Source organism: Alloacidobacterium sp., assembly GCF_035631355.1.
Lineage (GTDB): Bacteria > Acidobacteriota > Terriglobia > Terriglobales > Acidobacteriaceae > Alloacidobacterium.
The window spans coordinates 1-14,849 of record NZ_DASQIX010000003.1 but is presented as its reverse complement, the minus strand read 5'-3'; the positions used below and the strand labels follow the sequence as shown (position 1 = coordinate 14,849).

At 53.6% G+C, this 14,849-nt stretch carries 15 protein-coding genes; 10 read left to right on the top strand and 5 right to left on the bottom strand.

From position 1 onward, the window contains the following. The first annotated feature begins 59 nt into the window (after window positions 1-59). The 8 genes from VEV40_RS00650 (at window position 60) to VEV40_RS00615 (ending at window position 5,382) form a co-directional block, all read left to right on the top strand. A complete protein-coding gene (locus tag VEV40_RS00650) occupies window positions 60-368 on the top strand; it encodes an antibiotic biosynthesis monooxygenase (protein ID WP_324829439.1) in 309 nt (102 codons plus the stop codon). 51 nt (window positions 369-419) lie between these two features. Further along, on the top strand, window positions 420-1,133 hold the full coding sequence (locus tag VEV40_RS00645; RefSeq protein WP_324829438.1) for a hypothetical protein: 714 nt from the start codon (window positions 420-422) through the stop codon (window positions 1,131-1,133). Window positions 1,134-1,237: 104 nt separating this feature from the next. After that, entirely contained in the window at window positions 1,238-1,615 is a 378-nt protein-coding gene (locus tag VEV40_RS00640) for a metalloregulator ArsR/SmtB family transcription factor (RefSeq protein WP_324829437.1), read from the top strand. Further along, a complete protein-coding gene (locus VEV40_RS00635) occupies window positions 1,612-2,076 on the top strand; it encodes an SRPBCC domain-containing protein (protein WP_324829436.1) in 465 nt (154 codons plus the stop codon). Before VEV40_RS00640 ends, VEV40_RS00635 begins: the two co-directional genes overlap by 4 nt. Before the next feature lie 24 nt (window positions 2,077-2,100). After that, window positions 2,101-2,793 carry a hypothetical protein gene (locus VEV40_RS00630; protein WP_324829435.1) on the top strand — a complete coding sequence of 231 codons (693 nt, stop codon included), beginning with the start codon at window positions 2,101-2,103 and terminating at the stop codon, window positions 2,791-2,793. Further along, window positions 2,777-3,358: a tetratricopeptide repeat protein gene (locus VEV40_RS00625; RefSeq protein WP_324829434.1), complete on the top strand. Its 582-nt coding sequence runs from the start codon at window positions 2,777-2,779 to the stop codon at window positions 3,356-3,358. Before VEV40_RS00630 ends, VEV40_RS00625 begins: the two co-directional genes overlap by 17 nt. Then, entirely contained in the window at window positions 3,355-4,674 is a 1,320-nt protein-coding gene (locus tag VEV40_RS00620) for a BatD family protein (protein WP_324829433.1), read from the top strand. Before VEV40_RS00625 ends, VEV40_RS00620 begins: the two co-directional genes overlap by 4 nt. A gap of 408 nt (window positions 4,675-5,082) precedes the next feature. After that, entirely contained in the window at window positions 5,083-5,382 is a 300-nt protein-coding gene (locus VEV40_RS00615) for a hypothetical protein (RefSeq protein WP_324829432.1), read from the top strand. 305 nt (window positions 5,383-5,687) lie between these two features. On the opposite strand, the gene VEV40_RS00610 is transcribed toward VEV40_RS00615, so the two are convergent. Then, window positions 5,688-6,197, bottom strand: coding sequence for a hypothetical protein (locus VEV40_RS00610; RefSeq protein ID WP_324829431.1), 510 nt, complete (start codon window positions 6,195-6,197; stop codon window positions 5,688-5,690). A gap of 423 nt (window positions 6,198-6,620) precedes the next feature. Between VEV40_RS00610 and VEV40_RS00605 the strand changes: the two genes are divergently transcribed. Together VEV40_RS00605 and VEV40_RS00600 are read left to right on the top strand one after the other, a co-directional pair. Next, complete coding sequence (locus tag VEV40_RS00605) at window positions 6,621-7,142, top strand: hypothetical protein (protein ID WP_324829430.1); 522 nt, start codon at window positions 6,621-6,623, stop codon at window positions 7,140-7,142. 665 nt (window positions 7,143-7,807) lie between these two features. Further along, complete coding sequence (locus VEV40_RS00600) at window positions 7,808-9,352, top strand: Fic family protein (protein WP_324829429.1); 1,545 nt, start codon at window positions 7,808-7,810, stop codon at window positions 9,350-9,352. Between the two features lie 3 nt (window positions 9,353-9,355). Here the strand turns inward: VEV40_RS00600 and VEV40_RS00595 are convergent, their stop codons facing one another. The 4 genes from VEV40_RS00595 to VEV40_RS00580 form a co-directional block, all read right to left on the bottom strand. Further along, complete coding sequence (locus VEV40_RS00595) at window positions 9,356-9,598, bottom strand: helix-turn-helix domain-containing protein (protein ID WP_324829428.1); 243 nt, start codon at window positions 9,596-9,598, stop codon at window positions 9,356-9,358. 33 nt (window positions 9,599-9,631) lie between these two features. Then, window positions 9,632-12,376 carry a MobF family relaxase gene (gene mobF, locus VEV40_RS00590; RefSeq protein ID WP_324829427.1) on the bottom strand — a complete coding sequence of 915 codons (2,745 nt, stop codon included), beginning with the start codon at window positions 12,374-12,376 and terminating at the stop codon, window positions 9,632-9,634. 420 nt (window positions 12,377-12,796) lie between these two features. Further along, a complete protein-coding gene (locus VEV40_RS00585; protein WP_324829426.1) occupies window positions 12,797-13,633 on the bottom strand; it encodes a hypothetical protein in 837 nt (278 codons plus the stop codon). Between the two features lie 13 nt (window positions 13,634-13,646). After that, window positions 13,647-14,048 (bottom strand): plasmid mobilization protein, encoded by a 402-nt coding sequence (locus VEV40_RS00580; protein WP_324829425.1) that lies wholly within the window; start codon window positions 14,046-14,048, stop codon window positions 13,647-13,649. Between the last annotated feature and the right edge of the window lie 801 nt (window positions 14,049-14,849).

Below are 14,849 nucleotides of genomic sequence, written 5' to 3'. Positions count from 1 at the left end.
GCGTGAATCTGACGAAACTCTGTAGGATGGAGGGCCATCCAACGAGGAAGGAGATTTCTATGGTCAAGTATTCGATCTGGGCCACTGTGAACGCGAAGCCGGGAAAGGAGCAGGAAGTCGAGGACTTTTTGAGATCAGCACAATCGGTGGCGGAGCAGGAAAAGGAAACGATCACGTGGTATGTGGTAAGGATGGGGCCGGGCAGTTTCGGTATCTTTGATACATTCATCACCGAGGCTGGGCGCGAAGCGCATCTGAATGGTGAGATCGCGAAAGCATTATTCAGCGAAAAGACGAAGGCCCTGCTGGCCGACGAGCCGCGTGTTTCGAAAATTGACGTGATAGCCGCGAAAACGCTGGCAGCTTAGTTGCCGGCTTGACTGTGCGGCGCGCTGTTGAAAGACTGCTCCCACTAAATCATGGCCTATTCGATCAAGGTTGAATATGCGGCGCATCGCAGGATGCGCGAGCGCAATACGCAGCTGTATCGGCTGGCGCATTGGCCGATCTGGATATGGGTTTTCTTTCTTGCTCCCGGGTGGCTGACGTTTGATTTGTTTGCCGCGGGCGGAAGCGTGCGTAACTTGTTGTGGCTTGGTGCGGTGCTGGTAGGTACGGGGATCGCTGCGTATCGCGGCAAGCTGCCCGGAGCCGAGCCCGCGCCTTATATTTTGCGATTCGATGAAGACAGACCGAATCCGCTGTATCGCAAGATTTGCTATACCTTTGCGTGGAATGCGGTGCTGAATTTTGCATTGCTGAATCTGGCAGGGCTGGTGGATGCAGTTATGAATCGGCGCTGGCACATGATGCAGATTTACCGCTATGGATATTTCCCTCTTTGTGTTTTGATCCTGCTGGCAGGGTTGTTTGGCATATTGCCGCGCGTTCGAAGATCAACAAAAGGCGAAGGCACGGAGCGTCGATATTTCTATGGCTCGGTTTGGGTGGTCACGCTGGCACAAACCGTGCTGCTCGTTCTTTGGAAGACTCTGCCTAAGAACCACGCGACGGATTTGGTGAAACTCATGGTTTATGTCGCGGTGCTTGGAGGCGTAGCACTTGCGGCTGCCTTTGGTTGGTTGCCGCGAACGCGTCCGATTTTGCCAGGCGAGTTGATGGTGGCGGACTAACCACCAATTTCCAGCCACAAAACACAGAGTTTCTCCCTTTCAAAAGAGAGAATTTCAAGGTGGTGGTTTGACATATATTCCTATATAAGAATATATGTTTCCACATGGCCAGAGCCGCAACCACCGCCGACGTCTTCAATGCGATTGCCGAGCCACGGCGGCGGGAAATTATCGCCATGCTTTCAGATGGCAATGAGCATGCCGTGGGTGATGTAGTGCTGCGGCTGCGGATGCCGCAGCCAGCGGTATCGAAGCATCTGGGTGTGTTGCGCAGAGTGGGCGTGGTCACAGTGAGCAAGCGCGGGCAGATGCGTCTGTATCGCCTGAATGCGAAGGAGTTGAAGCCTGTGCATGACTGGGTAAAAGCCTTTGAGCGCTTCTGGGCGCATCAGCTCGACCGCATCAAGCTTCGCGCCGAGCAGAAGACGATGGAGCGGATCGCCCGCGAGAACCAAATCAACAGAAAAACGGAGGGAAAATGAGTTCGAAAATATCAGAGCAGCAAGTGGAGTTACTCGAAGTTACCCTCGATATCGAAGTTGCCGCCACCATTGACGTTGTGTGGGAGACAGTGTTGGAGCAGCTTGGTCCGCTGCTTACCTGCGGCAAGGACCATCCCATACTGGACATGAAGCTGGAGCCGTGGCCGGGCGGGCGCTGGTTTCGTGACCTGGGGAACAACACCGGGCAATTGTGGGGGCATGTGCAATCGATCCAGCCACCGGAGCTGTTGGAGCTTCATGGGCCGATGATGTTTTCCGCGGCTGTGATCTCGCATGCGACATTTCGTTTAACGGAGGCGGGCGGCCTGACGCGCATTGATTTTTCTCACCGGGCTGTTGGATTGATTCCAGATGAGCTTCGGGACGGAGCGGCCGTGACCGCGGGCTGGGTGAACTACTTTGCCAAGCTGCGCGCCGGCGTGGAATGGCGGTTGAGGTAGAACATTACATCGAAAGGAAACTCTATGATTCCCTGCAAGACCAGAATTGGAATGATTGCGTTGTTTGCCGGGCTTATCTCAATCGCCTTGCAAGCTCAGAGTCCAAAGTATCCTCCACTGAGCGAGTACATGATGGCCCCTGAAGCAGAAATGGCCCTGGCCAAAAGCGCAGCGCCGGAGAATGTCTCCGAACATGCCACAGTCATGTTGCTCACAGCGTCGGGATACAAGACCGCAGCGCCGGGCGACAATGGGTTCGTGTGTATCGTGATGCGGGGATGGACCGCTCCCACATTCACGCCTGAAGCTGACCGCAACCTCGTTTACGACTCGCAGCTACGTGCGCCGATATGCTTCAATCCGGTTGCCGTGCGCACAGTTCTGCCATACGAGGAACTGCGGACAAAGTTAGGCATGGAAGGGAAATCGCCCGATGAGATTGCTGCTGTGGTTGAGCGAGCTTATGTCAAAGGCGATTTGCCCCGGATGGAGGCAGTTGCGTTCGCATACATGTTCTCTGCTGATCAAAAACTGGGACCGGCGGGGGCGTGGCATCCGCACATGATGGTATTCACGCCGTACTACACAGATGCAATGCTTGGAGACAACTCGGGCAACGATATGTTGCCGGTCGTCGCTTCCGATGCAGGAACACCATTTGCGCTTACTGTGATTCCCGTGGACCACAGCCTGGCGGTTCATGCACGGACGAGATAGCTCAGACCAGTCGGGGTTCTCGTGGATGGATTTGTGGCTGACGCATGACCAGCAGGGACGCTACTACTTCGAGCGCGGCGAGTACCAGAAGGCGGCAGGAAAATTTGAGGACCCACTCTGGAAAGGGCTTTCTCTTGCCTGCGCAGGAGACTACGAAGATGCGCTGAATGCCTTCGCTCTGAGCGATTCTGCGGAGGCCTGGTACAACCAGGGCAATGCGCTCGCGCACCTGGGCAAGTATCCGGAAGCGGTGCAGGCCTATCAGCAGCCGTTGGCGCGTCGCCATCCGTGGACTGAGGCGCAGGAGAACCTTGAGCTGGTTGAATCGCTTATTCCAAAAGCAAAAAACAAGGACAACGAAGAGCAGGAGGAAGCAACGAACCTTCCGCCAGATCAGGTGAAGTTCGATAAGCAGGGCAAAAAAGGAAAGAAGACACAGGTACAAGTGGCCAAGATGGACCCGAAGAAGCTGGCCGAGATATGGATGCGGAACATCCAGACGACTCCAGCGGATTTTCTTCGGCGGCGCTTCGAGATGCAGGCCGCGCAGGAGAAACAGCAATGAGACGCGTCATTCTTAGCCTGTTGATATTGCTTGCGACAGGCGCAGTTGCGCAGGAACCGGTTGTTCGCGCGAAGCTCGTGCCGCCGAGTGGAATTATTGTTGGCCAGCCTGTTCGGCTTGTTGTCGAGGTTCTTGTCCCAAACTATTTCACAGGAAGTCCCGACTTTCCTGAGTTCGAGTTGAATAACGCAATTGTCGTGCTCCCGCAGGAAACTCCGCAGAACTCAAATGAGCAGATTGGAGTCGAGACGTATGCCGGAATTACGGAGACATACACGCTGTATCCGCAGCAGCCTGGCGATTTCAGCTTGCCACCCGCGCAAATTTCCGTCCCATATGCCAACGCTCCGCCAAAGATGACCGTAGCGCGGGTGTTGTTGCCGCAACTGATGTTTCATGCGGAGATTCCAGCAGCGGCGCAAGACCTCAGCTACTTTCTGCCGACCACTCAGCTGACCATGCAGCAGAAATGGTCGTCGCAGCTGAAGGGGCTACGCGCAGGCGATACTATTACGCGCACCGTTACTGTGAGCGCAATGAAGATGCAGGCCATGCTCATTCCACCTTTGCCGTTTGAGGCGCCGGATGGAATCCGCGTTTATCAGGAAGAGCCATCCGTGCAGGATCAGAAGACTGACCGCGGCGAATTTGTGCAGGGGCGCCGGATTGAATCCACAAAATACTTCATCCAAAAAGAAGGCGATTACACGCTGCCCGCGATTGAGCTGAAGTGGTGGAATCTCTCCACGAACCGCCTGGTTACAGCTGTTTTGCCGGCCGTTCACTTTACGGCTGCCTCGAATCCAAACTATGTAGCAGAGCTTCCACCGGAACCAGAGCCGGCACCCGTAGCGCAGCCTAAACACATGAGCCTGTGGGCAAAATATAAGTTCTGGATTCGAATGATAGCTCCATGCTGCATCGCATTTCTTTTTTTAGTCTGGATAGGTTGGCACTATCTGCCGCGCATCTATCGCAGATTGAGAGCATGGCGAGAGGGGCGCGAACAATCTGAGGCGGCGTATTTTCGCAATCTTCAGCGTGCATGCAGACGTGGGCGTTCAATGCAAGCGTACCAGTGCTTATTGAACTGGACTACCATCGCGCATCCGGGCGTAAGCGTCCATAAATTCTTGAGGGGAGTGTCAGACCCCCGTCTTGCGTCGGAAACAGAGAATCTAGGTGCTTCTCTCTTTGCGATAGGCAATCGTCAACAATGGGACAACAAAAGAATGGCTCAGCTTCTGAAACGACATCGCGATACTCAAATTGCATCTTTAGCGAAACATCGCGAGCTCATGAAGCTCAATCCATGAATTCTTTAGTCAATGGATGTGGCTCAGTTTGGGGTCACTTGCATGCCTTCGGCAGTCCTGACTATTCTCATTTGTTGCAAGATCGTCGATGTGCTCATCAGCCCCAATACGTCCCCGCGAGTCGGCTAGACTAGGGTTTATTTTTCCGAAACGTGAGCCTAGGCCTCGAAATTCTGGCAGGAGCTACTGGAACCCGCGGTCTCCAGCAGACAGGCAGATGTTCTACTAAACCAGCCAGCTATTCGAAGCTTCGGAATTCTAACGGCACGAACTGGCCACTTTCGGTCTCTAAGTGGTATGGGTGTGCTTTTTGATCGATTGTTATCTCTGCATCGGACTAGAGAATAAAATTAGTCCGATAGAACAGCCATCGGAGTATCTTCAATGCGAGGCGTATACGAGACTCCCTTGGGCAGCGGCATTTGGTGGATTCATTATTACGCGGCGGGAAAGCGCCACTGCGAGAAGATAGGGCGCAAGTCGGACGCCATCAAGCTGTACCAGTCACGCAAGGCCGATGCGTCGGCAGGCCGCAAGCTGCCTGAACTGCGTAATTCCAAAGTGGTGACTGTCAGCGAACTGATCGACGATGCTCTCGAATTCGTGGCACACCACAAGGACAATCGGAATTACAAAAGCAACGCCGAGATTGTCCGAGAAGCTATCCTTATAAGTCCTTTATTTTCTGGTGCCTGGAGGGGGACTTGAACCCCCACGGAGGGTAAGCTCCTGCGGATTTTAAGTTCTCCCGCCTAGCCGTTATTTTTCTGTAGCCTGCCGAATCATCGACTTAGATATCCGCGAATGGGCGAAATTCAGCCCCGTTTCCGGCCCCGTTCTTCTTACCTTGTAGCCGGGCGTGACGACGTCAGGCAGGGTGGTTTTCGCGTGAAGGCAGCCCGGAGCTACGAACGATCTAGGGCCACTACGAAGTCTCAATCGTCTTCACTGAGCAATTGGACAACGCGATCAAAGACGCGGGCGTCCATGTTGCCTCTTGTAATCCAAGCTCGTTAGCTAGTATTCAAAAACGGGACTCGATCAAACAATTCAGAATCAACTTCTTTCCAACGGCTCATCCCATGAGTCCCGACTACCTGCACCCCTTGTTTCGTCAGCATCAGTTTCGCAAGCTGGAACGAATAATTCTGCGATTCGCAAAAACATTCCTTCGACCTGCGAAGACGTTTGTACAGTGTGCAGTGTCTCGCAGCATAAGGAAACCATTCGATTGCGAGCAGCCGCTTTGCAAATTGGCGGTCATCTAAACCCACCTGTCCTTGCAATTCTTGCGTGTACTCGCGCCAATAATTGGAGACGCCGGTTCCCTGGAACGTCGGATTAAAGGCGTAAAACGGATAATCCTGGTGTTCATGACGCAAATTGCGGAATATGGCTTCCTTGATGTCGGGACGACCATGAGTCTCGGGGACCGTATCGTCGTAGCTCGGATTGATGTTCAGCAAGACGACTTTCGCAGTATTGGGATTTCCAATAAACGGCTCGGGAATCGCATTCAGCATGAGCATGTTTTCCGTACCCGCGCGTTCGTTGTGTCGCTGTACATATTCGCTGTCCATCCCAAGAAGATAAGGAGGCCCCGACGAATTCAAATTGAGCCAAGGATTATCCATAGCGGTATCGGGTTGAGCCTACCACCAGTTGCTAGAGGCGCCGCAGTAGAGTTTAGGATTTAGCACTCTCAGCCGGGCGCCGCGACGCCGGGTAGGGTGTATGCTGGGGTGCGGAACTAAGAAATACGAAGCATAAGCGCGTTATTACTTCCATTGCACAACTCGGCGAAGCGAAGGTGCGATGAAAAACGCCGTAACCGAAGTAATCTGGTCAAGATTGAGAACAAGAGGGAGAATGGCCTCGCTCATCACCTAGAGCTTATTATTCTCTGCCCCCAAGGCGCGAGGGGTCTTTTTAACCTTACTACCTTTATGAAGAGAGATCCGCACCACTTTGAAATCCACATTGTCGAATTACTGCCTTTTCTTTTCCTGGGGCTTATGTATGTCATATCCCTCACTGCCCCAATTCTGGTGGAACATTGGAATCCGGATCTAGTGGCTCAAGAAAGTGAAAGGGAGCTAGCCATCGCCAGCCCCCTCAAGGGCAAGGCTGAATCTGACAAGCACAACATCGTTTTGACCGGCAAGCAGAGGGCTGAACTTATAGAAGGAAAGCAAATTGCCGTCAGAAGTGTTATCCCCATTCCAAAAGACAAAGCTTCTTCCACCTCGTCGAGCGCGTTGACACCACCACCCATTACAGCAGACATCTCCACAAGCCCCTTAGCATTGCTACAACTCAAGGTTAAACTTGGGATGCAAGTGATCGTCAGCATTCTTTTCGGTGGAGTCTCGCTCATCATCATTGTGAGAAAGAAATCCAATCCAACAGAGAAGCATTGGGCTTGTGGAATGGTGGGTCTCATTGTCGGCTTCTGGTTAAAGCTATAACAAGGATTCGTTTTTCGGGCCAGATAGAGGGGTTTGTAACCAGAAGTGTGTTTTTCCAGCTTGCGGGATGGAAAACGCCCAGCATGTTCCGCCGCTACGCCATCTTCTCTTCCGCCGACCAACGGGCCGTCTCGAGGCGCTGGAGCGGACGAGTTTCGGCCCCGTTCTCCCGTCCGCAGGGGCGGAAAGACAACGAGAAGCGAACCGGGAGGGTGATGTGAAGTGACTGAAACGGCTAGGCTTAGGGGTGGTGCCCGGAGGGGGACTTGAACCCCCACGGCCTTGCGGCCTGCGGATTTTAAGTCCGTTTTTTGCAGTTTTGCAGAGGCTCGCAGTGAGTCGCAAATATCCGCATAAGTTATTTATAATCATTTATATAAACGTACGATTTGTCTTGCAGTGCGTCGCACGAAAATGCACAAATGTCGGAAACGAACAGCCATCAAAACAGCCACCAAAATCAGATCGAAATGCGGTGTATTACGATCCGTAGCGCACCAAAAGTTTACGCGTAGCGCACTGCGTCGCACCTAAATCATCCCCCCAAACATGAGATTTGTTACACAATAAACTTGTTGCCGCGCAGCAATATTTACTTGTAATAACACATCACAATATACTTGTATTCGCACGACACAATGAACGTGTACTGCCACGCAGAGAACATGGCGAAACCAAATGAAAAACTCGCGGCCTCGTTGGAGGTCCTCCATGATCTCCAGAAGGAAGGACGGCACATCTTCCGATCGGGGCAACTGAGTAGGGTACACCGCGACCGGCTGGTCAAGAATGGCTTCCTGCAGCCGGTGATCAAAGGATGGCTGATGTCGGCCAGCCCCGGCACAAGACCTGGGGACAGCACCGCGTGGTTCGCGTCCTTTTGGGAGTTCTGTGCTGCCTATTGCAATCAACGCTTCGAAACGGACTGGCACCTCTCACCGGAGCAATCACTCCTGCTCCATGCCGAGAATTCCGTTGTGCCAGCTCAGACCATTGTCTATAGCCGGAAGGGGCACAACAATACGATCAAGCTGCCATTTCACACATCGCTCTACGATCTGAAACAGTCAGAATTGCCTCCACGCAATCAAATGGTCGTTCGGGATGGGCTGCGCCTTTTTTCGCAAGACGCCGCTTTGGTGCGTGTGCCCGAACCATTCTTTCGCCGCAATCAAATCGAAATGCAAGTCATTCTTGCCGGAGTCACCGATGCCTCAAATATCCTTCGCATCTTGCTCGATGGAGGTCATTCGGCGATTGCAGGCAGGCTTGCAGGTGCACTGCGGCGCGCGGGTCGGTCAGAACAGGCGGACGAAATCCTCTCAGTGATGAGAGCTGCCGGGTACGACGTTCGAGAATCAGACCCCTTCGAGAACAAGCAAAGCGTCTTTGCGATTAGCAGACCACCGGAGGTACCCATTGTCGGCAGGCTGCAAGCGATGTGGGCTGCTTCACGCGATGCAGTGCTCAAGAGCTTTCCCCCACCGCCAGGATTGCCCAAAAACAAAAGGGCATATCTCTCCCAAGTGGATGAGATCTACAAAAATGATGCCTACCACTCGCTTTCCATCGAAGGCTTCCGAGTGAGCCCTGACTTGATTGAGCGCGTCATGTCGGGCAAGTGGGACCCGCAACACCATGAAGCGGACCGGCAAAACCGCGATGCGCTCCCAGCTCGTGGTTATTGGCAGGCATTCCAACGAGTGAAGGTAAGCGTGTCAAAGGCGCTCGCGGGTGAAAATGTTGGAGCGATTGTCAGAGTGGATCACAGGGAATGGTACAGAGAATTGTTTGAGCCCAATGTCGCATCGGGGCTGATCTCCGCTTCTGCCCTTGCCGGCTACCGCAATGATGCCGTCTATTTAAGGAATTCACGCTATGTCCCTCCGCGCTGGGAGACTGTCCGTGACGCTATGCCCGCCCTGTTCGACTTGATCGAGACGGAACCAGAGCCTTCAGTTCGAGCAGTTCTTGGACATTGGCTTTTCGGCTATATTCATCCCTACCTGGATGGCAATGGGCGAATGGCACGCTTCTTGATGAACGTCCTGCTGGCATCAGGGGGGTATCCCTGGACTGTAATTCGCGTGGAAGACCGCGCCGATTATCTGCACGCACTCGACCGTGCGAGTATCGACCTTAATTTGCAAACCTTCGCCAGCTTCATCGCAGAGCGGGTGCGCAGGTCGCTCAAGAAAGCGAAGGTGTAGAGCTTACATCACAATTCGTTCGGGATGATCGCCACGCGCGTACTTGCGCAGGTCAGCTACTGGAATCAGAACCCTTCCACCAATTCTTCTGGTTGGCAGTCTCCGATTCGCTATGAGGTAATCGAGTCCACGCTGGCTGATGGAAAGGAGCTGGGCTGCCTCTTCGCGGCTTACCAGCAGCTTTGCGTCCGGTGCGACGACGACTCTTCCCGGCTGCTTCTTGCGAACGCCGTTGATTGTTTGCATTGATGTACTCCTTCAATAGAGATTCCGTTCTGCTCACATCCCTAGCCCTAACCCAATACCCTGTTCCAGTCCCTGTGCTGGTGATGGAGCGATCTTCTGTTCCGGCTTGTAGGCGCTCTGATGCGAAACGTCATGGCCGAGCACCTGTGACAGCTTCTCGCGATCATTCGTGAAAATCTGGGCGTCCCACTGGCCGCGCGAAACCGAGACATAGGCCATGCGGTTGTTCAGCAGGTCCTTTGCGCCAAGCTCTGTGTCTACATGGATAAGCACACGCTCCGCAGTCTGTCCTTGGCTCGAATGACTGGTGACTGCATAGCCGTGGTCCAAGTGGGGAAACCTTTCAGGCGCGAAATCCACGCTGCGCCCACTGTCCAGCTTCAACCGCAGCGCGCCATCCTGTGCGATGTTCTCTACCGTTCCCAACTCACGATTAGCAATCTTCAACTCCTGATTTGGCGCGGTGAACTGCACGCGATCACCAATTGAAAATGCCGTCTCATGCTCTCGGTAGACAGAGACGCCCATCTGACGGCGCGGGTCGTAGGTCGTCCGCACTCCATTGGCTCGCAGAACGGTCAGCGTATTTTCCTGACCATGGACGGCAATCACGCGCGCGTATTCTCCTTTACCAATCCCGGTCTCCTTCGATGCTCGCGAATAGCGCAGGATATCGTCGATCTGATACTGCTGCGTCCAACTCCGATCTGCGCCGGTCATCTCCTGGCGCGGGACAAGCATTTGCATAGAATGTTCCTGCGTGCTCACGATGCCGCGTGATTGCAACTCCTCATGGATTTGCCGGTTGATCTCAATACGCGAACGGTTGTCAGGTGAGACAACCAGCGTGTTTTCCGGCGACGAGGCATATTCACGAGCGATAGCAGCGATGCGATCCCCGCGCTCCTTCAGCTCATGTACGCGGCCTTGCTGATCCAGACTCTCGACTGCGGCTCCTACCTGCCCACGGGCTAATTGCTCGACGGCGTGTTTCAACTCAGGATCACGCTGGCGAAGAATCTCATCCAGCTTCGCAGTCTTCATACCTGCTTCCTGAAGCTGCGCGAAGGGACGGCCAGCTTCGACACCCTCATGCTGACGAGTGTCTCCAACCAGCAGAGCGCGGTCATTCCGGTGAAGGTGCGCCACAAACTCGTACATCTGTCGCGTTGAAGCCAGCGATGATTCGTCGACCACAAACAGTCTCTTCTCGCCTGTGTCCGGCTGCTCCCCTCGAACAAGGTGGCTCTGGAGGGTTGAAGTCCTCATGCCAGCTTCGGACAGCTTCTGCGCAGCTCGGGATGTCGGAGCAAACCCTTCGACCGTGTATCCCTGTGCCTCTGCGCCTTCACGGATGACGGCTAGCGTCGTTGTCTTTCCCGCGCCAGCAACGCCGTCCAAACCGACTATCTTTTCCCGGCTCAGGAAAATATCATCGACTGCATTCAGTTGTGCCTTGCTCAACTCCGGGTGTTGGTCCTCGATCCGTATTCGCAATGGAGGCGAAACCAGCATCGAGTTCTCAAAGCTGCGTTGCTTGCCTTGCCGCATGGCACCGACAATCTCCCGCTCCAGACGAACCATCTCAGCGGTCGTGTACTGCGGCGCCGCTCTGCCGTCCATACGTTCCACACGGCGAAACTCGCCTTGCATGACTCTCTGCTCAAACTCCTGCCGTACCTGGCTATAGGTGACTTCTCCCATACTGCGGTCGATTGCGGCTTGTAGGATGGTTCGCTCATCCTGCACAGCCGAACGCTCAAAGACATGATGGCGTGAGTAGGTCACGGACTGTTGCGCTGTCTTCTCCGGTTGCATCGCATGGCGTCGTGTCTGCTCTTGAGTCTGCAAAACGATACGTTCTGCCTGATGACCGAACCTTGCAGCGAGTTCACGATGCTGCTGCAATACCTCTTCACGCGAGAGCAGGTCTTTACTATCCCTCGTGCGATGAGCGGCAACCTGCGCCGCACCTGCACCATCTCTGCCTATCTCCTGCAAATGCTCTTTGATTTGCGCCCGACGCAAACTCGATGCGTCCAGATACTCGCGCGTATAACCCTTGATCTCCGGCTGCCCATATTCCCCGCGCTCAATCTCATAGCCGAGTCTTTGCAAGCGCATAGCAAGTTCCGAGCGATACACGCTGGTCGCATAGTGTTGAGACTGAAAGAGGCTGCGTTCTTGAAGCGCGCGTGTTTGGCCGTTCTCGCGTTCCGTGACGTTGAAGATCACAGCATGGGTATGAAGCTGCGGCGCAGCATAGCCGTCAACTGGACGAGCAGTATCGTGCTCAAAGGTTGCAGCGATGAATTTACCGGTCGTCTCAGGTGCATGAATATTGCCGATGCGTGCCTGCGTGTAGCGTTCGAGTTCTCGCAATGCCACGTGAACACTTTCACGATGCGCTTCGCGCACGCGCTCATCACCACCGACAAGCGCAGTGAGAGAAACAGACTTCGGCGCGGAGAATGTCGCATCCCATCCGGCGCGATGCTCCGCGCTGGTGATCTGCTTGCCATATTCATTTTCGTAGGTTCTGGCTGGTTGATGCTTGACCAGTTGTGCGGCATTGTCAGGATGCTGTCCTTCACTCAATCGTGCAAAGTGCTCATCTCTTACTGCGCCTTGCAAACCCCATTCATGTGCCAGCTCTCCTTGCCACTCGCTATGACCCTGCTGATCGCGACTCCAGTAATTTTGTTTTTCCGAAATGAACTCGCGCTCGTGATACGTGCGGGCCTGTCCTGCGGACAACGCTTTGGAGATAGTCAGCATACGCTGCAACTTTTCTACAGGAGCGGCAGTATCTAGCAACTACGTGCTTAGACTAACTCAGATTTGCTGCAGATAGCTTTTCTATTAGAAATTTATTTTTCACCTAATTACGATATATATCGCATAATTACTGATAATTCCTATATGTTACTCTGCGTTACCATGACTAATAGTAAGCAACTGTAAGCATCTATAAGTAACAATAATCACTATGCGATTACATGGAGGATCAACGACTACTTACAACCCTAGATAAGGCGCTTCCTTAGACTCCTTCAAAGCACACTCTTCGCGAGTCGTTTCGCAGCGGCTCAAACGGATGCAGAGGGACCTTCTGAGAAAGTTGTATCCGATAATGATGACTACCAAGTTGGAGGGAGGCTTGGCTGGCGAATTCAGAACCTCTTGTCACTCTCTCATTCAGTCAATCCACTGCGACTCGTCCCACGGTTTCGGCTGTTCTTTGGCATTGTGAACGGATGCTGCTCCAGGGAAGATAGAGCGCCTTTGTGGGGGCTCTTGAAGGCCCTGCTTCTCACTCGCCAATAGACTCGTTTCCGCCTGTTGAACCACGCCCGGAATGACCGCGATATGAGGGACCGCTTTAATAGCGGAATAGCCTCGTTGTAGCGGGGCTTTCTCGACCGCTATCCGTTGCCCAATCCATGACCGAATGCGCCTGGCAAAGTGGCTCCAAGCCGCCATCGGATCGAAGGTCAATTCCAACTCCGAAACCTCCTCGCGAAGCCTGTACCATTCGATCCCCAATTCTCTCTTCATCATGAATGCGACAAAGAGCACAAGGAAGGGCACGCTGGATGCATAAAGCAGCGGCTCGGCTATCACTTGACGAAAGCTTCGGTTGTCATAGAAGGCTTCCTGTAAGAGCCCTTCCAACTCGGCGGAGCTGACTGCTTCTGGACGGCTTTTAGCCAGACTCATCCAGCCCCCTTCGTGGGCGGAAGAGGAGAGTTCGAGAGACAGGTTCCACCTCCCTCCAGAGGCCACGTCTACGTCGATAACGGGCTCGCTCTTCCGCCCCGAAGCCGCCTTGAGTAGCCACTCGATTTGGGTGGTGCTTCCGGGCTGTTTTGCGCTCGTCGAACTCCCCCAATAGGCCATCAGATAATACCTTTCGAGCGGTTGCAGACCCCACCCGAACCATGCCAGAAATATGGTCAACGTAATCGCGGGAACAGCGGACATGAGGAGCGCAATTCGCAACGGAAACGCTCTCGGGAGAGGTGGCCATTGCATGATGGATCTCCGCCTATTTCGTCCCGCTCTGCAGTTGCTTTTGAGTCAGGAATTCCAGTGCCTTTTGCTCTTTAATAGAGTCCGCATGTGCGGACATTTTGCGGAGTTCTTCGACGCTTATGGGACCCTCGGATGCCCGGGCAAACAGGTTCAGCATTAGAGAACGCATCCCCATAATCTCAGCCAACAGGATCGTATCGGTAGACGCTTGTGAGGCACGGGCTTGTGTCAATGCGGCATCGCGAAGCCATTCGGCCACCTTCTTCCCTGCTTTGGTCGCAGCAGATTCCACCTCCGCAAACTCGGCCTCTGTAAGCCGTGTAGCGATGGATTTTGCGCGATAAGTCTCATTGGGAGAATTGGTGGAAGCCGCTGAAGGAATCGTCTGTTGCTGCTTAGTATCAGAAGAAGCCATGGGAAAGGGCCTCGTGTGGGCACTCTAGTTGCATGGCTTGGATGCGCGCTACGCAGCGCCGGTTTCTATAATTGCTTTCGGAAATAAGGTGTTCACGCACGAAAACACTATATCGTCTCCAGCAAACAGCAATGTTTACGTCCGTAAACGTCAAATCGCAATTCGTTAAAACAAAACGCGTTACCGATTGCTACCGAAAAGTAGCTCAACAGCTCCCTGTTGGGGATGACGTGTCATCTCTACTGCCGCTGCGAAGCAGCGCTACGCGCGACACATCGCCACGGATGCCGTGCAAAAAGCCGAACCTAGTCCGAACTGGCCCAGACGACCTCCGAATTGCACTCGATTTCGCTTCGATCAGAGGTGGCGTTGAGACCTCGCTATGCCGCTTTGCCTAGGGATACTGGGTTGTCGAATGATCCAGCGTAACCAGTTCAGATTCAAGCGCGCTTCGAGCCTCTAGCGTCTGGAAAGTTCTTGGAATCAACTCTTAATTATTTAAGAGATAGCTTGACTTTTAATCTTAGGTGCTTAAGACTAAGAAGTGTCTCTTCTATTTTTGCACTGTCCCAGCACGAATATGGAGAGTGCGAGAACCGCCATCGACGATGTATGTTCATGCCAATGGCAATGTTGTATCTGGGCGCGTTTCACTGTATTTAGAGGCACGATCTGTGGGTTGAAGTCCGTGGAGCCCGATTTACATAGAGATCGCAACATCGCCAGAACGGCTAGTTCTTGCGCCATCTTCTTTGCTGCGCTTTTTGCCATTAATGCGCGTACACAGATCCTGCAGTCTCC

Coding starts and splice junctions, on each gene's coding strand:
- VEV40_RS00650 (WP_324829439.1), top strand. CDS start 60: ATGGTCAAGTATTCGATCTGGGCCACTGTGAACGCGAAGCCGGGAAAG.
- VEV40_RS00645 (WP_324829438.1), top strand. CDS start 420: ATGGCCTATTCGATCAAGGTTGAATATGCGGCGCATCGCAGGATGCGC.
- VEV40_RS00640 (WP_324829437.1), top strand. CDS start 1,238: ATGGCCAGAGCCGCAACCACCGCCGACGTCTTCAATGCGATTGCCGAG.
- VEV40_RS00635 (WP_324829436.1), top strand. CDS start 1,612: ATGAGTTCGAAAATATCAGAGCAGCAAGTGGAGTTACTCGAAGTTACC.
- VEV40_RS00630 (WP_324829435.1), top strand. CDS start 2,101: ATGATTCCCTGCAAGACCAGAATTGGAATGATTGCGTTGTTTGCCGGG.
- VEV40_RS00625 (WP_324829434.1), top strand. CDS start 2,777: ATGCACGGACGAGATAGCTCAGACCAGTCGGGGTTCTCGTGGATGGAT.
- VEV40_RS00620 (WP_324829433.1), top strand. CDS start 3,355: ATGAGACGCGTCATTCTTAGCCTGTTGATATTGCTTGCGACAGGCGCA.
- VEV40_RS00610 (WP_324829431.1), bottom strand. CDS start 6,197: ATGCTGAATGCGATTCCCGAGCCGTTTATTGGAAATCCCAATACTGCG.
- VEV40_RS00605 (WP_324829430.1), top strand. CDS start 6,621: ATGAAGAGAGATCCGCACCACTTTGAAATCCACATTGTCGAATTACTG.
- VEV40_RS00600 (WP_324829429.1), top strand. CDS start 7,808: ATGGCGAAACCAAATGAAAAACTCGCGGCCTCGTTGGAGGTCCTCCAT.
- VEV40_RS00595 (WP_324829428.1), bottom strand. CDS start 9,598: ATGCAAACAATCAACGGCGTTCGCAAGAAGCAGCCGGGAAGAGTCGTC.
- mobF (WP_324829427.1), bottom strand. CDS start 12,376: ATGCTGACTATCTCCAAAGCGTTGTCCGCAGGACAGGCCCGCACGTAT.
- VEV40_RS00585 (WP_324829426.1), bottom strand. CDS start 13,633: ATGCAATGGCCACCTCTCCCGAGAGCGTTTCCGTTGCGAATTGCGCTC.
- VEV40_RS00580 (WP_324829425.1), bottom strand. CDS start 14,048: ATGGCTTCTTCTGATACTAAGCAGCAACAGACGATTCCTTCAGCGGCT.